Annotated in this window: 13 protein-coding genes; 5 read left to right on the forward strand and 8 right to left on the reverse strand. The window is 70.9% G+C overall.

Annotation, left to right across the window (positions count from 1 at the left end; genetic code table 11):
- Positions 1–10 precede the first annotated feature (10 nt).
- From ABZS77_RS11135 to ABZS77_RS11165, 7 genes are all read right to left on the reverse strand, one after another.
- Positions 11–691 carry an N-acetylmannosamine-6-phosphate 2-epimerase gene (locus tag ABZS77_RS11135; protein ID WP_354820761.1) on the reverse strand — a complete coding sequence of 227 codons (681 nt, stop codon included), beginning with the start codon at positions 689–691 and terminating at the stop codon, positions 11–13.
- The gene (locus ABZS77_RS11140) at positions 688–1,623 is read right to left on the reverse strand and encodes an ROK family protein (protein ID WP_354820764.1); all 936 of its coding nucleotides are present in this window, start codon (positions 1,621–1,623) and stop codon (positions 688–690) included. The genes ABZS77_RS11135 and ABZS77_RS11140 overlap by 4 nt, the downstream gene beginning before the upstream one ends.
- A 2-nt stretch (positions 1,624–1,625) precedes the next feature.
- The gene (locus ABZS77_RS11145) at positions 1,626–2,564 is read right to left on the reverse strand and encodes a dihydrodipicolinate synthase family protein (protein WP_354820767.1); all 939 of its coding nucleotides are present in this window, start codon (positions 2,562–2,564) and stop codon (positions 1,626–1,628) included.
- On the reverse strand, positions 2,561–3,619 hold the full coding sequence (locus tag ABZS77_RS11150) for an ABC transporter ATP-binding protein (protein ID WP_354820770.1): 1,059 nt from the start codon (positions 3,617–3,619) through the stop codon (positions 2,561–2,563). The genes ABZS77_RS11145 and ABZS77_RS11150 overlap by 4 nt, the downstream gene beginning before the upstream one ends.
- Positions 3,616–5,574, reverse strand: coding sequence for a dipeptide/oligopeptide/nickel ABC transporter permease/ATP-binding protein (locus ABZS77_RS11155; protein WP_354820773.1), 1,959 nt, complete (start codon positions 5,572–5,574; stop codon positions 3,616–3,618). The genes ABZS77_RS11150 and ABZS77_RS11155 overlap by 4 nt, the downstream gene beginning before the upstream one ends.
- On the reverse strand, positions 5,574–6,530 hold the full coding sequence (locus ABZS77_RS11160) for an ABC transporter permease (RefSeq protein ID WP_354820776.1): 957 nt from the start codon (positions 6,528–6,530) through the stop codon (positions 5,574–5,576). Before ABZS77_RS11160 ends, ABZS77_RS11155 begins: the two co-directional genes overlap by 1 nt.
- A gap of 104 nt (positions 6,531–6,634) precedes the next feature.
- On the reverse strand, positions 6,635–8,263 hold the full coding sequence (locus ABZS77_RS11165; protein WP_354820779.1) for an ABC transporter substrate-binding protein: 1,629 nt from the start codon (positions 8,261–8,263) through the stop codon (positions 6,635–6,637).
- A gap of 138 nt (positions 8,264–8,401) precedes the next feature.
- Here ABZS77_RS11165 and ABZS77_RS11170 point away from each other — a divergent pair, with 138 nt between their 5' ends.
- Positions 8,402–9,133, forward strand: a complete 732-nt coding sequence (locus tag ABZS77_RS11170) for a FadR/GntR family transcriptional regulator (RefSeq protein ID WP_354820782.1) — start codon at positions 8,402–8,404, stop codon at positions 9,131–9,133.
- Positions 9,134–9,271: 138 nt separating this feature from the next.
- Here ABZS77_RS11170 and ABZS77_RS11175 read toward each other — a convergent pair whose 3' ends face one another.
- Positions 9,272–9,943: a FadR/GntR family transcriptional regulator gene (locus tag ABZS77_RS11175; protein ID WP_354820785.1), complete on the reverse strand. Its 672-nt coding sequence runs from the start codon at positions 9,941–9,943 to the stop codon at positions 9,272–9,274.
- A 314-nt stretch (positions 9,944–10,257) separates the two neighbouring features.
- Between ABZS77_RS11175 and ABZS77_RS11180 the strand changes: the two genes are divergently transcribed.
- From ABZS77_RS11180 to ABZS77_RS11195, 4 genes are all read left to right on the forward strand, one after another.
- Complete coding sequence (locus tag ABZS77_RS11180; RefSeq protein WP_354820788.1) at positions 10,258–13,050, forward strand: glycoside hydrolase N-terminal domain-containing protein; 2,793 nt, start codon at positions 10,258–10,260, stop codon at positions 13,048–13,050.
- 77 nt (positions 13,051–13,127) lie between these two features.
- Positions 13,128–15,914: an alpha-L-fucosidase gene (locus ABZS77_RS11185; RefSeq protein ID WP_354820791.1), complete on the forward strand. Its 2,787-nt coding sequence runs from the start codon at positions 13,128–13,130 to the stop codon at positions 15,912–15,914.
- 29 nt (positions 15,915–15,943) lie between these two features.
- Positions 15,944–18,214: a family 20 glycosylhydrolase gene (locus ABZS77_RS11190; RefSeq protein WP_354820794.1), complete on the forward strand. Its 2,271-nt coding sequence runs from the start codon at positions 15,944–15,946 to the stop codon at positions 18,212–18,214.
- 75 nt (positions 18,215–18,289) lie between these two features.
- Entirely contained in the window at positions 18,290–20,923 is a 2,634-nt protein-coding gene (locus tag ABZS77_RS11195) for a discoidin domain-containing protein (protein WP_354820797.1), read from the forward strand.
- Positions 20,924–20,970 lie beyond the last annotated feature (47 nt).

Below are 20,970 nucleotides of genomic sequence, written 5' to 3' on the forward strand. Positions count from 1 at the left end.
GTGGGGTGCACTACCGGGCGCCGGCCATCGCCGACGCGAACCAGCCGGTGATGGTGGTGGGGTGGGTGATCGCCGTACCCACGACGACCGACCACGCCCCGGCCCGCAGCGCCTGTGCCGCCTGGACCGGGGTGTGGATCCGGCCCTCCGCGACCACCGGCACGTCGACGGCGGCGGCGAGGCGGGCGACCAGGTCCAGGTCGGGTCCGGGCTGCTTGGTGGTGTACGCGGTGTAGCCGGCCAGGGTGGTGCCGACCAGGTCGGCGCCCGCCGCGGCGGCGGCGATCCCCTCGGCGAGGGTGGAGCAGTCCGCCATCACCAGAGCCCCGGTCAACTGGTGGACGGCGGCGATTGTCTCGCCGAGGCTTCGCCCGTCCGGCCGGGGCCGTGCGGTGCCGTCGAGCGCGACGACGTGCGCGCCGGCCCGGGCCACCGACAGCGCGTGTTCGAGCGTCGGGGTGATGAAGACGTCGTCGTTCCCGTCCTTCCACAGCCCGATCAGCGGCAGGTCGACCGCGTCCCGGATGGCCGCGATGTCCGCCAGACCCTGGGCGCGGATCCCGGCCGCTCCGCCCTGGGCGGCGGCGAGGGCCACCCTGCGCATCGTGTCCGGGTTGCGCATCGGCTCACCGGGGTACGCCTGGCAGGAGACGACCAGGCGGTGGCGGATTCCTTCGATCAACGCGTTCATGACATGTCCGTCCAGGCGAGTGTGGCGGCGCCGAGAAGTGGGGCGTCCGCGCCGAGGGTCGAGGCCAGCACGGGCACGTCGCCCAGGGTGGGCAGGGTCTCGCGCCGCACGGCGTCCCGAAGTGCCTGCCACCATGGGTCGCCGAGGCCGGTGACCCCGCCGCCGATCACGACGGCACCGGGGTCGAGCATGTTGACCAGCCCGCCGACCGCCGAGCCGACGGCGGCACCGCCGAGCAGGACGACCTCCCGGGCCGTCGCGTCGCCGTCCGCGGCCCGCGCGGCCACCGCCCGCAGGTCGTCGACCCGCTGACCGGTACGCCGCACGTACTCCTCGGTGAGGGCGGGGCCGGACGCGATCGCCTCCAGGTGGCCCTGCCCGCCGCAGGTGCAGGGCATCTGCCCCGCGTACGGCGAGGGCTGGTGGCCGGCGTGACCGGCCGTCGAGTGGGCTCCGGTGAGCACGGCGCCGTCGACGACGAACGAGGCGCCGACACCGGTGCCGACCGCGATGAAGAGAACCGTCTCGTGGCCGGCGGCCACGCCGTGCCGGGCCTCGCCGAGGGCGTGCGCGTGCACGTCGTTGATGACGTGCACGGGTACGCCCAGCCGCTCCCGCAGTCGTCCCCTCAGGTCGGTGCCGGCCCAACCGGCCAGGGCGTCGGTGGCCGAGAGCACCAGGCCGGTACGGTGGTCGATCACGCCGGCGCTGCCGACGCCGAGGGCACCCACGCGGACCCCGGTGGCCCTCGACCGCAGGCGCTCGACGAGATCGGCGGCGGTGTCGAGGATGGCCGTCGCCCCGGCTCGACCGGGGGTCGCGGCGGTGAGCCGGTCGGTGACCTCACCGTCGCGCGTCACGATGGCGGCAGCCGTCTTGGTGCCCCCGATGTCGAGCGCGGCGACGACCGGGGGCGTGCGTACCGTCGACATGGCTAGATGAGCCCCGCCAGCTCCAGGTGTCCCCGCACCCGCGCCGTCTCGTCGGCGTCGAGCGGCCGCAGGGGCAGTGACACCGCGTTGCTGTCGATGACACCGAGCAGCGCCAGGGCGGTCTTGAACGCGCCCACCCCCCGGGTGGCCCCGGCCGCCGTCGCCGGGTCGGCCGCGTCGACGATCCGGAACAGCCGGGTCAGGCGGTCCTGCTCCGCGCGGGCGGCATCCCAGTCACCGTTCACGCAGGCCCGGTGCAGGCGCACGTAACCGGCCGGGTCCACGTTGCCCAGTCCGGGGACGGAACCGGAGGCGCCGGCGAGCATCATGCCGTCGACCACCACCTCGTGGCCGGTCAGCAGGCTGAAGCCGGAGTCCGGCGCGCTGTCGACGATCGCCAGCACCAACTGGCGGAAGGAGACGTCGTCGCCGCTGGAGTCCTTGACGCCGGCGAGGACGCCGTCCGCCGCGAGCCGGCTCAGCAGGCCCGGCGAGAGCTTGGTGTGCACGCACACCGGGATGTCGTACGCGAGCAGGGGCAGCTCGACCGACGCGGCGAGGGACCGGAAGTGCCGCTCGACCTCGTACGGGCCGACGATGGCGTAGAAGGGCGCGGTGGCCACCAGGCCGTCCGCGCCCAGACGCGTCGACGCGTCGGCCCGGTCGAGGACCCGCCGGGTGGTCGGCTCGATGCAGCCGGCGATGACGGGTACGGCGCCACCGACGGTCTTCACCACGGTCTCGAGAGCCTGGTCCCGCTGGCTGTCGGTGAGGAACACCGTCTCGCCGGAGCTGCCGAGGGCGAAGATGCCGTCGACGCCGGCGCCGAGCATCCGCTCGACGAGCCGCTCCAGGGAGGCGACGTCGACCGCACCCTCCTCGGTCAGGGGGGTGACGACCGGCGGCACGACTCCGGCGAACCGCGGGGCAGGGGTGGTCACGCTGTCTCCTCGACATGTAGGGGGGTGGTACGGCCGGTCGCTGCTCTGGCGAGCTCGACCAGCTCCGCGTTGCTGGATCCCGCGGACACGGGGTGGTAGCACCGGAACTCGTGGGAGCCGTCGCCGCCCGTCTCGACCGGCGGCATCTCCGTGGCGCAGACGTCGGTGGCCTTCCAGCAGCGGGTGCGGAACGGACATCCGCTGGGCGGCCGGGTGGCGAGCGGGACGGGCCCGACGAGCGGGATCGGATCGAGTGGTGAGAGCAGGCCCGGCGTGGCGGAGAAGAGCGCCCGGGTGTACGGGTGCTGCGCGACCTCGGGAAGACCCGCGGCGGGTGTCTGCTCCACGATCCGGCCGAGGTACATGGTGACCACCCGGTCGCTGATCCGCTTCACGGTCTGGATGTCGTGCGACACGAAGACCATCGCCAGGTTCAGCCGCTCCTTGAGGTCCAGGAGCAGGTTGAGGATCTGCGCCCGTACCGACACGTCCAGGGCGCTGGTGGGCTCGTCGGCGATGACCAGTCCCGGCTCCAGGGCCAGCGCGCGTGCGATGGACACCCGCTGGCGTTGGCCGCCGGAGAGCTGGCTCGGCAGGACGTCGGCGACCGAGCGGGGCAGGCCCACCAGGTTCATGAGTTCGGAGACCCGCTCCTCGCGCTGCTGGCGGGTGCCCCGACGGTGCACGTCGAGCGGGTCGCGCAGGATGTCGCGGACCGGCATGCGCCGGTTCAACGACGTGGCGGGATCCTGGAAGATCATGCCGACGCCGGCTCCGATGTGCTGACGGCGTTCCGCCGCGTTCATCGACCAGACGTCCTTGCCGGCGAAGGCGACAGTGCCGCTCGTCGGCCGCTGGAGACCCACCAGCACCTTGGCCATCGTGGACTTGCCGCAGCCGGACTCGCCGACGACGCCGATGGTCTCGCCGGCACGGACGGTCAGGTCCGCGCCGGTGAGGGCGTACACCCGCTCGCGGCTGAACATGCCGCCCCCGCCGGTGCGGTGGACCACGTGCACGTCGCGCAGCTCGACGATCGACTCGCGCGTACTCATCGGGTCAGCTCCTCTTCCCTGACGGCGACCGCCGGGTGGTGGCAGGCGTAGCGGTGCCCGGCGACGCCCTCCAGGCGGGGCGTCTCCTCGCGGCAGACCTCGGTCGCCATGGGGCAGCGGTCCGCGAACCGGCAGCCCGGCGGGAAGTCGGCGGGCGACGGCACCACACCGCGGATCTGGGTGAGCCGCTCCGCGCCGGCCTCCAGGGAGAGCACGGAGCCGAGGAGGCCACGGGCGTAGTGGTGCGCGGGCGCCCCGACCACGTCGGCGGTGACACCGCTCTCGACGATCTGCCCGCCGTACATGACCACGACGCGGTCGGCGACGTCGCTGACCAGCGCCAGGTCGTGGCTGACCAGGATCAGCGCGAAGCCCAGCTGGCCACGCAGCCGCAGCAGCAGCTCCATGACCTGCGCCTGGACGGTGACGTCGAGGGCGGTGGTCGGCTCGTCGGCGATGATCAGGCGCGGGTCGCGGGACAGCGCCATCGCGATCACCACACGCTGCCGCTGCCCGCCGGAGAGTTCGTGCGGGTACGCGGACAGGGTGCGCTGCGCGTCCAGACCCACGAGTTCCATCAGTTCCTCTGCGGACCGGGTGCCGCCACGACTGATCATCTGGGCGAGCTGGGGGCCGATGCGCAGGGACGGGTTCAGGGCCGAGAGGGCGTCCTGGTAGACCATCGCGATCTCGCGGCCCATCAGGGCGCGGCGTCGTTTCGCGCTCAACGTCAGCAGGTCGGTGCCGGCGAAGCGGACCTCGCCGCGGACCCGGGCGCCCTGCGGCAGCAGGCCCATCACGGCGAGCGACGTGAGGGACTTGCCGGAGCCGGACTCCCCCACCAGGCCCAGCACCTCGCCGGGGCGCACGTCGAAGGTCAGGTTGTCGACGATGTCGACGCCCCGATGGCGCCCCTCGAACCCGATGGACAGATTCCGGACCTCCAGGACCGGCTCACCCTGCGGGAGCGGACGGGCCCGCTCGCGCAGCCGCTGCGCCGCCTCGGGCAGGCCGGGCAGCTGCACCATCTCACCGGAACCGGGCTGCGCCTCCTCCTGCGCGTCACCGGTCTTCGTCGCGGTGGCACGTCGCGCCGCCGGGGCGGCCCACGCGTCGGACATGCCCTCGGAGAGCACGTTCAGGGCGAGCACGGTCAGCAGGATCAGCAGGCCGGGGAAGAACGTGGCCCACCAGCCACCGATCTGGACCATCTCCTTGCCGAAGGCGATGACCGAACCCCACGAGGACGCCGCCTCCTGGGGCGCGAGCCCGCCGCCGATGAAGGACAGGGAGGCCTCGAACACGATCGCGTCGGCCACCATGACGGTGACGAACACGAGGATCGGCGCGGCGCAGTTACGCAGGATGTGCCGCCACAGGATGTGCGGCCGGCGGGCGCCGATGATGCGTTCGGCGGCGACGTAGTCCTCCCGGTACTGCGAGAGCACGTTGGCGCGCACGATACGGGCGACCTGGGGGACGAAGACGAAGCCGATCGCGACCACGAGGACCAGGAGGCTGTTCTTGCCGAAGGAGATGATCAGCAGGGCGCTGAGGACGATCGCGGGGAACGCCATGACGACGTCGAGGCACCGCATCACGACCTCGTCGACCGCCGGCCGGCTGGTACCCGCGAGCGCGCCCAGGATCGCGCCGACCACCAGGGCGATCCCGGCGCTGCCGAAGCCCACGATCAACGACCGTCGGGTGCCCGCGACGAGCCGCGAGAACACGTCGCGGCCGAGCTTGTCCAGACCGAACCAGTAGTCGCCGTTCGGGCCGGTCAGCGCGGGACCGAGCCCGGCCTGCGCGGGGTCGTGCCGCAGGATCAGCGGCGCGAAGACGCCCACCACGACGATGAGCAGGACGAAGCTCAGGGCGATGCGGGACGTGACGCTGAGCCGTTTGAAGGCGATGCCGGGGACCGACAGCCGGGCGGTGAGTGTTCGACGCATCAGTGGGCTCCGCGCAGTCGAGGGTTGGCGAAGAGGTAGAGGATGTCGACCACCAGGTTCACGACGACGAAGCAGATGGCGATCGTCAGCACGGTCCCCTGCGCGAGCGCCGTGTCGTTCTGCTGCACCGCGCTCATGATCTGGGTGCCCATGCCGGGCAGCGAGAAGATGGCCTCGATGACGACCGTGCCGCCCAGCAGGTAGCCGATCCGCAGGCCCAGCACGGTGAGCGGGTTGATGAGCGCGTTGCGCAGCACGTTGCGTCCGACCACCACGCGCGGCGGAAGCCCGGCGCCGATGGCGGTACGGACGTAGTCCTTGTCGAGTTCCTCGACCATCGACGTCCGCACGATCCTGGCCAGGGAGCAGCCGACCGGCACGGCGAGCGCCAGCGCGGGCATGGCGAGGGACTGGAGCCACATCGAGAACGAGTCGCCGGGGTTGACGTACCCGCCGGTGGGGAAGATCGGGCGGCGGACCGACAGTTCCTGGATGAGCAGGAGGGCCAGCCAGAAGGACGGCATGGCGATACCGGCCATCGAGACGAACCGGATGACCTGGTCGGGCCAGCGGTCGCGGTACAGCGCCGCGGTGATGCCGAGGGCCAACGAGATGACGAGCGCGCCGACGATGCCCAGGGCCGTGAGCTGGATCGTCAGCGGCAGCGCCGTGGCGATCTTGTCGGCGACCGGGACGGACGGCGGGAAGGTCACGCCCAGATCGCCCCGGAGCAGGTCGCCCAGGAAGTGCAGGTACCGCAGGGGCAGCGGGTCGTCCAGGCCGTTGGCGGCCTTGAACGCGGCCACCTGCGCGGGCGTCGCCTGGTCGCCGAGGACGGACAGCGCGGGATCGATCGGGGAGAACTGCATGATCACGAAGACGAAGATCGTGATGCCCAGCACCAGGGGTATCAGTGTCAGGAGTCGTCGCGCGACCAGACTCAGAACGCTCAGCATGGTGTCTTTCTCTCGTCGAGGGCCGCCGGGGCGTCCCGCCCAGCCCGAGGGACAGAGGGCTGGGCGGGACGCGCAGGGGCCAGGGTGGGGCCCCCGAGGCGGGCTCAGCCCTTTCGGCTGGTGCCCAGGAAGTACAGGCCGGTGGTCGACGCGCCCGAGAAGCCGTCGAGCTTCGACGGGTCGTACGCGGTGACGACCTTGGTGTGCAGGATCGGGTACAGGGGGACCTCGTCGGCCACCTTGTCCAGAGCCTGCTTCCACAGGGCCTTGCGGGCCGCCTCGTCAGGGGTCTGCGCGGCCTTGTCGAGCAGGTCCGCCATGGCCTTGCGGTCGGCGGCGTTCCACCGGTACCGCTGACCCGGCCAGGTCTCGCCGTAGTAGAACCAGCGCAGCAGCAGGTCGGTGTCGACGCCGAAGACGCTCGGGTCGCCGGTGGCCATCAGCACCCGGAAGGTGTCCTTCGGGACGATGTCGCCGTAGATGGCAGACGAGGGCACCGTGTTGAGGCTGGCGTTGACGCCGATCTTCTTCCACTGCTCGATGACCAGCGGGGCGACATCCTTGACGACGGAGTTGTCGGTGGTGTCGAGCTGGAACGACAGGTTGGTGACGCCGGCCTCCTGGAGCAGGGCCTTGGCCTTGTCCAGGTTGTGGTCGTAGACGGTGGCGGCCTTCTGGTAGTCCTTGTTGCCCTCGTCCAGGTAGCTCGTCGCCGGGGTGCCGTAGCCGTTGAGCGCGGTCTTGATGACCGCGTCCTTGTCGATGGCGTAGTGCAGAGCCTGGCGTACGCGCTTGTCGTTGAACGGCGCCGCGGACGAGTTGAACATGAGGAAGACCTGGTTGAAGGCCTGCTTCGCCTCGACGGTGTACTTGCCCTTGAGCGAGTCGACATTCAGGTACGGCACCGACTCGATGGCCTGGACACGGCCGCCCTGGAGGTCCGACACCCGGGCCGAGGCCTCGGAGGTGGTGTTCCAGGTCATCGTCTCGACCTTGGCCGCGCGCGGGCCGTTGTAGTTCGGGTTCTTGCTGAGCTTGACGCCCGACTCCTTGGACGCGCTGTCCAACTTGAACGGACCGGAGCCGATCGGCGCCGTGTCGAAGGTCTTCGACGCGGCCACGTCCGCGGTCTTGGCCTTCGGCAGGATCTTGATCACGGAGATCCGCTCGGAGAACAGGGCGAACGGGTACTTCAGCTTGAACTCGACGGTCGTCGCGTCCTTCGCGGTCACCGAGTCGATGAACGACACGAAGCCCCGCATCAGCGGCGGGGCCTTGGGGTCCGCCGGCTTCAGCACGCGCTCGAAGGACCAGGCGGCGTCCTCGGCGGTGACGGGGGTGCCGTCGGAGAACTTGGCGCCGTCCCGCAGGGCCACGGTGTAGGTGAGCCCGTCGGCGCTGGCCACCGGGTCTTCCTTGGCCAGGGAACGGTAAGGTTCCCGGGTGACCGGGTCCAGATCGACGAGGCCTTCGAAGATGTGCTGGTTGACCGCCGTGGCGACCGCCGACGAGGCGTTCGCGGGATCGAAACCGCTGGAGAGGGTGAACGCCAGAGTGGTCTCGATCGAGGTCGCACCCCCGTTGCCGCCTTCGACGGCGTTGGTCGAGGCGGGGCCGCCACTGCACGCGACAAGCCCGAGTGCGAGGGTTGCCGCGGTGGATGCGACGGCCAACGAGCGGAACCGGCGCGGGGGGAAGCGCCGACTCTCCTTTGGCTCAACGGTGGTGCTCACGTAGCTGCCTCCATAGGCTCTTCATGCGCTCGCGTTATCGCTCGCGCTGAGGGATTCGAAGGTAATGGGGTCTGACGTCAGACATCTGATGCCGATAGGGTGAGCGTGTCAGATCCGTGAACGAAGGGCAAGTGGCAGATGACGACCATTGACGCGTCCCCGCTACGCGGTGCGGAGCGCCCAGGTCCCCGTCGGCAGGAGGTGGCGACCAAGATCAAGGATTACATCCTGCGCAATCGCCTCAAGCCGGGAGACATCCTGCCCACCGAGGCGGAGCTGTGCGACGCGGTGGGCGCGAGCCGCTCCAGCGTCCGCGAGGCCGTCAAGATCCTCTCCGCTCTCGACATCGTCGAGGTACGACACGGCCACGGCACCTTCGTGGGCCGCATGTCCCTCGCCGCGCTCGTGGAGGGCCTGACCTTCCGCGGCCTGTTGAGCGGCGAGGAGGACCACCACGTCCTGGGCCAGGTCGTGGACGTCCGGCAGACCCTCGAACAGGGGCTGGCAGCGCAGGTCATCACCGTCCTCGACGACGCGCACCGGGCGGAACTCTCCACGCTCGTCGACGAGATGGAGAACCTCGCCGCCCAGGGCATGGACTTCCTCGACGTCGACCGCGCCTTCCACGTGAAGCTGCTGGAGCCCCTCGGCAACGACCTGATCCTGCAACTGACCGAGGCGTTCTGGCAGGTGCAGGCCATCGTCGCCCCCACGCTGCGAACCGAACCGGAGGACCGGGTGATCACCGCCCACCGGCATCGGGCGATCGTGAACGCCGTCGCGGCCGGCGACGTGGCGGACCTCCAGGCCGCCATCGCCGAGCACTACGCGCCCATCCGGGCGAGCATCGCCCGCATCGCGCAGACCTGAACCGACGCCGCAAACGTCGCCGATTCGTGACCGTACCGATGCCGCCGGGCCGAGGTCGCGACGAGCCGGACGGCACCGCCGGCGCCCTGCCGGACGCGGATCGGCGCTGACCAGCGCCCCGGATCACAGCGCCCCGGATCACAGCGCCCGGCGGAGCCACTCCTCGACACCGGCGACGTGCACGGTGGCCCACGAGCGCGCCAGCTCGGCCTGCCCGGCCGTGATCGCGTCGACGATCGCCTGGTGTTGCTCGCGGGTCCGGGTGACGGCGCCCTCCTGCGTGACACCGCGCCAGATGCGGGCCCGGGTGGTGGGGCCGGACAGCCCGTCGAGCAGCGAGCACAGCACCGCGTTTCCGGCACCGACGGCGATCCTGCGGTGGAATTCCAGGTCGTTGGCGACCAGCACCTCGACGTCGCTGGTGTCGCCGACGTTGTCCAGGACGGCCTGGAGGTCGGCGATGTCCTGGGCACCCATCCGCTGCGCGGCCAACGCGGTGGCTGCGGGCTCGAGGATGCGCCGCACCTCGAGGAACTCCAGCACGGTGTCGTCGCGGTGGAAGTCCACGACGAAGCCGAGCGTGTCGAGCAGCAACTGCGGGGCAAGGCTCGTGACGTAGGTGCCGTCGCCCTGGCGGACGTCCAGGACGCCCATGATGGACAGCGCCTTCACCGCCTCCCGCAGGGAGTTGCGGGACAGGCCGAGCCGCCGGGCGAGGTCCGCCTCCTTGGGCAGTCGATCGCCGGGGCCGAGTTCGCCCGAGGTGATCATGCTCTTGATCTTGCCGATCGCCTCGTCGGTGAGCGCCATCGCTGCCTCCGCGTAGGGGTGAGCCGTTGCCGTGACCGCGAGGATTACACCCCGAGTTGGTGGACGCGCGCGGCGGCGCCCCCGGGAGCCGCGTCGGTGAACCGCGACGACACCTCATGCGGCGCGGCCAGGACCCGCCCGCAACTGCCGGCGCGCAGGCTGCGCGAAACATCGGGTGTTTCCGACGTCCGAACTCTGACATCTGATGTCTAGCAGGTGTCACTCTCTCCGGCAACACGTCGAAGACTTACGGATCCGGGCCATTGACAAAAATAAACATCCCACGTTAACTCCCCTCACATAGAGGAGGCCCTATGTTCGAGACCGGCAGTTCCCGGACGATCCTGCGGGCCGCAGCCACCTCCCTTCTCGTGGCCGCGTGCCTGACCCCCGTGTCCGTCAGCGCGGCTCCCACCGGGGCCGCCGCCACCGACCCCGCCCTGGCGCTCTGGTACGACGAGCCCGCCGCCAACTGGGAGAGCAACGCGCTGCCGCTGGGCAACGGCGCGCTCGGCGCCATGGTCTTCGGAGGCATCCAGACCGAACGCCTCCAGCTCAACGAGAAGAGCCTCTGGACGGGTGGACCCGGCACCGCCGGATACAACTACGGCAACTGGACCTCACCACGACCCGGAGCCCTGTCGGGCGTACAGGCCCAGATCGACAGGGACACCCGGATGGCACCCGGCGCGGTCGCCACCGCGCTCGGGCAGCCGACGACGGCATTCGGTTCGTACCAGAACCTCGCCGACGTGTACCTCGACATGACCGGCACCCCGACGACGGTGAGCGACTACCGGCGCGAGCTGGACCTCGCCGAGGCCACCGCCCGCGTCGAATACACCCACGGTGGAGTCACCTACCAGCGCGAGTACGTCGCCAGCCACCCCGGCAACGTGATCGCCGCCCGGCTGTCGGCCAGTCAGGCCGGGAAGGTCTCCTTCGTCCTACGCACCGTTCCGGCCCAGCCGGGCAGCACCGTCACGGTGGCGAACGGCCGGATCACCGTACGGGGCGCCCTGCCCGGCAACGGGTTGGTCCACGAAACCCAGTACCGGGTGGTGACCACCGGCGGCACCCGGACCGACGCTGGCGACCGGGTCACCGTCACGGGCGCCGACTCGGCGGTCGTCGTGCTGTCCGCCGGCACGTCGTACGCCGACACGTACCCCACCTATCGGGGCGCGGACCCGCACGCCCGGGTCACCCAGGCCGTCGACGCCGCGGCGACCTCGACGTGGACGGCGCTGCGCGCGGCCCACCTGGCCGACTACAAGCGGCTCTTCGACCGCGTCCGGCTCGACGCCGGCGGGCGGATGCCGACCATTCCCACCGACGAGCTGCGGTCGGCCTACACGGGTGCCGCTGGGCGGGCACAGGACCGCGCGCTGGAGTCGCTGTACTTCTCCTTCGGCCGGTACCTGCTCATCGCGTCGTCGCGCGGCGGATCGCTGCCGGCCAACCTCCAGGGCATCTGGAACAACTCCAACAGCCCGCCCTGGCAGGCCGACTACCACACGAACATCAACGTCCAGATGAACTACTGGCCGGCGGAGACCACGAACCTCACCGAGACCGCCGCGCCGCTGTTCGACTTCATCGACGCGCTGCGGGTGCCCGGCCGGGCAACCGCGCAGAACATCTACGGCACGACAGGCTGGGTCACCCACCTCAGCACCAACCCGTACGGCTTCACCGGTGTCCAGGACTGGGCCACCGCCTTCTGGTTCCCGGAGGCGGCCGCGTGGTTGTGCCAGCACCTCTACGAGCACTACCGCTTCACCCGCGACACGGCGTTCCTGCGCGACCAGGCGTACCCGGCGATGAGGGAGGCCGCCGAGTTCTGGCGGGCCAACCTGCGCGTCGACCCGCGCGACGGCAGGCTGGTCGTCTCCCCCAGCTACTCACCCGAGCAGGGTGACTTCTCGGCCGGTGCGTCGATGAGCGAGCAGATCGTGTGGGACCTGCTCACCAACACCATCGAGGCGAGCACCACGCTCGGCGTCGACGCCACCCTGCGCGGCCAGTGGCAGACCACGCTGAGCAAGCTCGACAGCGGCCTGCGGGTCGGCTCCTGGGGCCAGTTGCAGGAGTGGAAGGCGGACTGGGACAGCCCGACAAATGACCACCGGCACGTCTCGCACCTGTACGCCCTGCACCCGGGCCGGCAGATCTCGCCGTTGACCACCCCTGCCCTCGCCAACGCCGCCAAGGTGTCCCTCACGGCACGCGGCGACGGTGGCACCGGCTGGAGCAAGGCCTGGAAGATCAACTTCTGGGCCCGGCTGCTGGACGGCGGCCACGCCCACAAGATGCTCAGCGAGCAGCTCAGGAGCAGCACCCTCGCCAACCTGTTCGACACCCACCCGCCGTTCCAGATCGACGGCAACTTCGGGGCCACCGCCGGCATCGCGGAGATGCTGCTGCAGAGCCAGAACGGCGTGGTCGACGTCCTGCCCGCCCTGCCGGCGACCTGGCCCAGCGGCTCGGTCAACGGCCTCAGGGCACGCGGCAACGTGACTGTGGACGCCGAGTGGCGCAACCGCCTGGCCAGCCGGATCACCCTCACCGCCGGCAGCGGCGGCACGCTCACCGTCCGGAACCCGATGCTGGCGACCGTGCCGCTGGTGGACCTCACCACCGGGCAGGCCGTGCCGGTGACCCGCGCAGGTGACCGGGTGACGTTCGCGGCAGAGGCCGGGCACCGCTACCAGGCCGTCTCCACGGCCGCGACCGGCACGATCGCCGGAGGGGCGAGTGGACGCTGCGTCGACGTACCCGGCGCGGCCACCGCCGATGGCACCGCCCTCATCCTCTGGGACTGCTCCGGAGCGGCCAACCAGATCTGGACCCGCGAGGCCGACAACACCATCCGCAACCGCGGCAGGTGCCTCGCCCCCGCCGGCACCACGAACGGCGCCGCCGCCACCATCACCACCTGCGGCACCGCCACCAACCACCGCTGGACGTACGACACCACAGCGAGAACCCTGCGCAACCAGGCCACCGGCACCTGCCTCGACGCCAACGGCGGCGGCACCGCCAACAACACCGCCGTCATCCTCTGGCCCTGCACGACAGCCACCAACCAGCAGTGGCTGATGTAGCTCCGATCGGGCCGCCGGCCTACCGCACGCCACCCACCGCGCCGCCCCTCCCTGCCCGTTCTCGGAGAGGACATCCCATGACCCGTACCCTGCGCCGCCACCGTCCACGTGCGAGCGGGGCCGCCCTGACCACCCTGGCCCTGCTCACCACCTGCCTGGTCCAGCTCACCCCACCGGCGGCACCGGCCGTCGCGGCTCCGGGGGACGGCACGATCACGGGGGTGGCCAGCGGGCGCTGCGTCGACGTACCCGGCGGTGCCACCACCGACGGCACCGCACTCATCCTCTGGGACTGCACCGGCGCCACCAACCAGATCTGGGCCCGGCAGGCCGACACCACCATCCGCAACCGCGGCAAGTGCCTCGCCGCCGCGAGCACCACAAACGGTGCCGCCGCGACCATCACCACCTGCGGCACCGCCACCAACCAACGCTGGACCTACGACACCACAGCGAGAACGCTGCGCAACCAGGCCACCGGCACCTGCCTCGACGCCAACGCAGGCGGCACCGCCAACAACACCGCCCTCATCCTCTGGCCCTGCACCACAGCCACCAACCAGCAGTGGCGGGTCGCCGCCGCCGACTACCAGCCGCTGCTCGACGTCGGCTTCAGCGGCACGTTCACCTCCGCCACCGGCTACACGCCGTCGACCGGTGAGCTGGTCGACGGGCAGCTCACCCGACTGGCCGGCACCGAGACGACAAGCGGGACGTCGGTCACGCTCACCGGCGGCGGCACCGGCATCGGGTTCGCCCCACGGATCCCGGTGACCAGCACGAAGTACGTCAACAGGAGCCTGCTGGCCGAGGCGGTGGTACGCCGTCAGAGCGGCGCCACCCTGACCTTCGACACGGTGCTCAGCCTCGCCGGCGGTGGCTACTACCGCTACGCCAACGGCTCGCAGACCACCACCGAGTTCGGCATGTACGGGCCGGACGCGCCGTACCACGACACCCGGCAGAGCGGGCCGAACCTGGCCGACACGCAGGACACCCACGTGGCACTGGCCTACGAGTACGTGAGCGACGCAGCGGCCCGGCTCGTCGCGTACGTCAACGGCTGTCAGGTGGGCACCACGGTCACCACGCCTGTCGCCGCGGCCAACGCGTCGCAGGGTCTGCTGACCTTCGGCAACGACGCCGGCACCCGTAACCGGGGCTGGCACGGCACGGTGGACGCCATCGCCCTCGCGACGATGACCGGCGCCGCCGGTCCGGCCGACTTCCAGCTCGACGCGCCGGTCTGCGGGGGCACCCCGCCGCCGCCCGGCTGCGCGGGCAATCCCGGCACCAGCGGCCCGGTCGCCCCGGCCACGGTCATCACCGTCGACAGGTGCGACACAGTCGACCGGATCCGGCAGAAGGCAGCCCAGGTCGTCCCGTCGGCCGCCCAACTGGCCTGGCAGCAGCGGGAGCTGACGGCGTTCCTGCACTACGGCATGAACACCTTCACCGACGTCGAGTGGGGCAGCGGGAACGAGGACCCGGCCCTGTTCAACCCGACCGCGGTCAATCCCGCGCAGTGGATGGACGTGCTCAAGCGCAACGGGTTCAAGCAGGTCATCCTCACCGTCAAACACCACGACGGGTTCCTGCTCTACCCGTCGCGGTACAGCACCCACTCGGTACGCAGCAGCCCCTGGTGGGGTCGTACCAGCCAGAGTGACGTCCTGCGCGCCACAGTCGATGCCGCCCGCGCCGCCGGGCTGGCCGTGGGCTTCTACCTCTCCCCCGCCGACGGCGCGGAGATCCCCGGCCGACGGGGTGGCGACCGGTTCGGCAACGGCAGCGCCAAGCGGGCGGTGACCATCCCGACCCTCGTCGCCGGTGACACCCGCACCCCGACGCAGACGTACGCGTACCAGGCCGACGACTACAACTCCTACTTCCTCAACCAGCTCTACGAGCTGCTCACCGAGTACGGGCCGACGGCCGAGGTGTGGTTCGACGGCGCCAACCCGTACACCGCGTACCCGCAGCCGTACCAGGTCACCGACTGGTACCGGCTGATCCGGGCACTGCAACCGAACGCCACGATCGCGATCAACGGCCCGGACGTGCGCTGGGTCGGCTCTGAGTCCGGGGCGTTCCGGGCCGACGAGTGGAGCGCGCTGCCGTTCCGGGGCACCGATCCCGGTGCGCTGAACCGTGACGACGACATGCTCGCCGGTGCCGCGTCGAGCGACCTGGGTTCCAGTGCGCTGATCGGCCGCAACCTGGGCTCGATCACCTACCTGTCGTGGTACCCGGCCGAGGCGGACGTGTCGATCCGGCCCGGCTGGTTCTGGCACTCCGGCCAGAACGGCTCGGTCAAACAGCCGGACGCTCTCATGCGGCTCTACGAGAACGCGGTGGGCCGCAACGCCAACCTGCTGCTCAACGTCCCGCCCAACCGGGCCGGTGTGATCGACGCGCCGGACGTCACAGCCCTCGACGGGTTCGGCACCGCGCAACGCGCCAGGTACGGCCGGGAGTTGTTCGCCAAGGCAGGAGCGACAGGCACCCACGCCGCCCTCACCGACGCGGCCCTGGGCACCTACTGGTCGCCCGCGAACGGGGCCACCACCGGCGCGGTCGAGCTGACCGCCTGCCGGGTCCGCACGTTCGACCGGGTCCTGGTGCAGGAGTCGGTCGGCAACGGCCAGCGCGTCGAGGCGTTCGCCGTGGACGCCTGGATCAACGGTGGCTGGCAACAGGTCGCCTCCGCCGGAACGGTCGGCTACAAGCGGATCGTTCCGTTGTCCACCCCCGTGACCAGCGACCGGCTGCGGCTGCGGGTCACCGCCGCGCGCGGCGTACCACAGGTCGCGGCGCTCACCGCGTACGCGACCGACAGCACCGCCAACCCGGCGTCCTGCTGATCTCCAGCCCCTTTCGAGAGGAACGGTTCATGCGTCTTCGAGGTATCAGCGTCACCGGAGCGGTGGGAGCACTTGCCGCCGCACTGCTGACCGTGCCCGCCACGCCGGCCTCTGCCGTGCCGGGTGACCTACAGGTGATCCCGGCGCTCAGGCAGTGGACGGCGGGCACCGGCAGCTACACGTTCGGTACCGCGACCCGCATCGTGGTCGACCCCGCGTACACCGCCCAGCTCAACGACGACGCGGCGACCTTCGCGGCCGACCTGCGGGACCTGACCGGACGCACGGTGCCGGTCGCCACCGGGAGCGCGGCTGCCGGCGACATCCGGTTGACCCTGGGCGGCAGCCAGCCCGCCGAGGGGTACACGATGACTGTCGGGTCGAGCATCTCCATCCAGGGCTCGACCGACGCGGGCGCCTTCTACGGCACCAGGACGGTGCTGCAACTGCTCAAGCAGTCCACCACCGTGCCCGCCGGCACCACCACCGACGCTCCGACCAAGTCCGAACGCGGTCTGATGGTCGACGTGGGCCGCAAGTACTTCTCCGTCGACTGGCTCCGTCGGCACGTCAAGGAACTCGCCTACCTGAAGATGAACCGGTTGCACCTGCACCTGTCCGACACGTTCGGATTCCGGCTGGAGAGCACCACCCACCCGGAGGTCGTGTCCGCGCAGCACTACACGAAGCAGGAGATCCGCGACCTCATCGCCCTGGCCGCCAAGTACCACATCGAGGTCATTCCCGAGATCGACATGCCGGGCCACATGAACGTCATCCTGGCCAACCACCCGGACCTGCAGCTCACCGACACCAACGGCAACCGCGACCCCTACTACCTGGACCTGTCCAAGCCGGGCGCCTACACCCTGACCCGGGACCTCATCACCGAGTTCCTGCCGCTCTTCCCCGGCCGGTACTGGCACATCGGCGCGGACGAGTACGTCGGCAACTACGCCGCCCACCCGCAACTGCTGACGTACGCCCGCGCCACGTACGGGCCGAACGCCATCGCGAAGGACGTCTACTACGGCTTCATCAACTGGGCCAACGACATCGTCCGCGCCGGTGGCAAGACGACGCGCATGTGGAACGACGGGATCGGCACCGACGGCACCATCCGGCCGGCGTCGAACATCCACGTCGAGGTCTGGTACAACTACGGCATCACCCCGCAGGCCCTGGTGGACCGGGGGCACACCATCTCCAACCAGGCGTGGGATCCCACCTACTACGTCCCCGCCGTCAGCAAGCCGAGCGTGACGTGGGCCTACGAGACCTGGACGCCGGAACGGTTCCAAGGCAACAACACGGTGAACGATCCGTCGCGCAACCTGGGCACCGTGGTGCACGTCTGGTGCGACTACCCGGACGCGGAGACCGAGGACCAGATTGCCGCCGGCATCCGGACGATCCTGCGCGTCGTCGCCCAACAGACCTGGGGATCGCCAAAGCCGGCGGCCACGTACACCGCCTTCAGCACCATCATCGACCGCATCGGGCGGGCTCCCGGCGGCCCGGCCGTGGCGACAGGCAACCTGGCGCTCAACCGTCCGGCGACCGCGTCGTCCACCGAGACGGCAGCCTTCCCGGCGTCGGCGGCCGTGGACGGTGACCTGAGCACCCGCTGGTCGTCGGCCTACACCGATCCGAGCTGGATCCAGGTCGACCTCGGCAGCAGCCAGGAGTTGTCCCGCGTGGCGCTGCGCTGGGAGGCCGCCTACGCCAGGGCGTACCAGATCCAGACCTCCTCCAACGGCACCACCTGGACCACCGCGGCGACCGTCACCGCCGGTGACGGCGGCACCGACGAGCACGTCCTCAACACCACCGCGCGGTACGTGCGCATGCAGGGCACCCAGCGGGCCACCACCTACGGCTACTCGCTCCTGGAGTTCGAGGTGTACGGGCCGAAGCGGGGCGCCATCACCGGCCTTACCAGCGGGCGCTGCGTCGACATCCCCGGCAGCAACACCACCGACGGCACGGCGGTGAATCTCTGGGACTGCAACGGCGGCGGCAACCAGACGTGGACCCACCGCAACGACGGCACCCTCACCGCCCTCGGCAAGTGCCTGGAGCCGGCGAACGGGAACCTCACCGACGGCACCGCGATCGTGATCCGCGCCTGTTCCGGCGCCGCGTACCAGCGCTGGACCTACGACGCCGCGTCGAGCAGCTACCGCACCGGTGGCAAGTGCCTCGACGCCAACGGCGGCGCGACCGCCAACGGCACCCGCCTCATCCTCTGGCCCTGCACCAACGGCGCCAACCAGCGCTGGAGCACCCCCACCGTCTGAACCACCGATGGAGGCACGATGCAGCACGCCACGCCCCTGCCATCCTCGTCGACAGCACGGCTACGGCGGCTCGTCGTGCGCACCACCGTTCTGGGTCTGGTCGCCGGGGCCGTCGCCACGGTCGGGGGCCAGCCGGCCCCGGCCGGCGCGGCGGTCCCGGCCGATCCGACCTACACCGAGGCCGCCGGGCTGGTCTTTCCCGGCGTCCAACCGGGTGCGGCGACGGCGTCGCTGTCCGGCGGCAGCTTCACAGTGGCCAACGCCGTGCTGTCGAGCACGTGGAGCGTGCTCGGCAGCACGGTGTCGCTGACCCGGTTCGACAACCGGGCGGCGAACACCACGGTGCCGATGAGCCTCCGTGGCCTGTTCACCCTCACCCTCGCCGACGGCAGCACCATCACGACGGCGAACACGAGCGTCTCCGCCGGTCCCGTGGTCAGCGACCTGCCGGCGAACGCCGCGTCGGCACGGCTCGCGGAACGCTTCGCCGGCAAGGCGGTCACCACCACCTTCCGGTACGGCGGCGGCAGCCGGACGCTCGACGTGCAGTGGCAGGTTCGGCTGCGCGGCGGGGCCAACTCGGTGCAGCACAGCTTCACTGTGCGTTCGGTGGCCGGGACGTTCGACGTGAACTCCCTGCGCCTGGTGGAACTCGGCCTGACCAACGCACGGGTCCTCGGCAGCGACGACGGCAGTCCGGTGGTGCACGGCGCGGCCGGCGGCGAGACGGTGTTCGTCGGCATCGAGAACCCGATGGCGAAAGCCACGGTGAACGGGTCCGCCGTCGACATCACGGTGCCCCGCGCCGGTGACCTCACCGCCGGCGCGTCGTGGGTCTACACCGCCTCGACCGGCGTCTCCCCGGCCGGGCAGCTACGCCGCTCGTTCCAGTACTACCTGCAACGCGAACGGGCCCACGACCGGCGGACGTTCCTGCACTACCAGAGCTGGCTGGACCTCAAGCCACCCGGCGAGGTCATCAACGGCGCCGAGCTGACCCGGGCCATCAACCTGTTCGGCACCCAACTGCGCGACCGTGGTGCCACCATCGACAGCTTCTGGGTCGACGACGGCTGGGACTATCTGCGTTCACCCCGGGTCGACGAGACGAATCTGCACGTGTGGTCGTTCGACCCGACCCAGTTCCCCACCGGCTTCGCACCGCAGAAGGCCGCCGCCGCGCGGTACGGCGCGTCGATGTCGGTGTGGATGTCACCGTTCGGCGGGTACGGCACCAGCGCCGCCACCCGCCAGGCCGTCAACGCGAGCAAACCCGCCGACCAGCGGTTGGAGACCCACAGCGGCGGCCAGTTCGCACTCGGCGGCGCCCGCTACCACGACCGGTTCCGGTCGGTCGCCTTCGACATGATGGACAACCAGGGGGTACGCGGCTTCAAGCTCGACGGCATCGGTGGCGGGCTCTACCAGTCCGGCCCGAACGCCACCTACATCGCCGACTACGAGGCCCTGCTCGGGCTGACGGCCGAGCTGCGGGCGCACCAGAGGGACGTGTTCGTCAACGCGACGGTCGGCACCTGGGGGTCGCCGTACTGGCTCTGGTACACCGACTCGATCTGGCGCGACGGGCACGACGCGGCACTGACCGGTGCGGGCAGCGCGCAGCAGCGCTACGTCAACTACCGCGACTCGGAGACGTTCCGCAACGTGGCCGCGCAGAACCCGCTGTTTCCGATCCCGAGCCTGATGAACCACGGGGTCATCTTCTCCGACCGCACACCGCAGTTCACCGCCGACTACGACCTGACCAAGCCGAGCGTCCAGGCCGAGGTCTCGCAGGACATCCGCGCCTACTTCGCGCTCGGGCTGAGCCTTCAGGAGCTGTACGTCCGCAACACGCTCGTCGACGCGAGCCGGCCGGGCGCGGCCTGGTTCTGGGACACCGTGGCGGCCAACGCCAGGTGGGCGCGCGCCAACCAGGGACTGCTCACCGACGTGCACTGGGTCGGCGGTGACCCGGCGGCCGGCGCGGTCTACGGCACGGCCGCCTGGAACTCCTCGGCCGGCGCGTCACGGGGGATGCTGATGCTGCGGAACCCGTCGGCGTCCGCGCAGAGCTTCAGGGTCAACCCGCAGACGGTCTTCGAGCTGCCCGGTGGAACCCACCAGCGGTACCGGTTCGCCGAGCGCGACGGGCGACGCTCCGGCTTCGTGTCGGGTCCGGCCGCACCGGTGAGCGTCACGCTCGCGCCGTTCGAGGTCGCCGTCTTCCAGGCCACGCCGACCGACGAGCCGATCGGCGGCGGCAACAGCCCGCAGCTGCCCCGCACCGGTTGGACCGCGACGGCGGACAGCGTCGAGACCGTCGGCGAGAACGGCGCCGCCGCCAACGCCATCGACGGCAACCCGGCCACCATCTGGCACACCCGCTACGCCGGCGGTGTCGCCCCCATGCCGCACCAGCTCACCATCGACCTCGGCGGCAGCTTCCGCGTCGACAGACTCGACTACCTGCCCCGTCAGGACGGCGGCACCAACGGCACGATCGCCGACTACCAGATCCAGACCAGCACCGACGGCACCACCTGGACCCAGATCGCCGCCGGCACCTTCGACGCCGGCAGCACCCTGAAGACGGCAGGTTTCACGCCCACCACCGCCCGGTACGTCCGCCTGCGCACCACCCGCGCCGCGAACGGCGCCGGGTACGCCTCCGCCGCCGAGATCAACCTGTACGGGTCGGCGGACTGACCGGACGTCACCGTCCCGGGGCGTCCCCTATCGTCGCCCCGGGACGG

The sequence above is a fragment of the Micromonospora sp. NPDC005298 genome, assembly GCF_040607375.1.
GTDB lineage: Bacteria > Actinomycetota > Actinomycetes > Mycobacteriales > Micromonosporaceae > Micromonospora.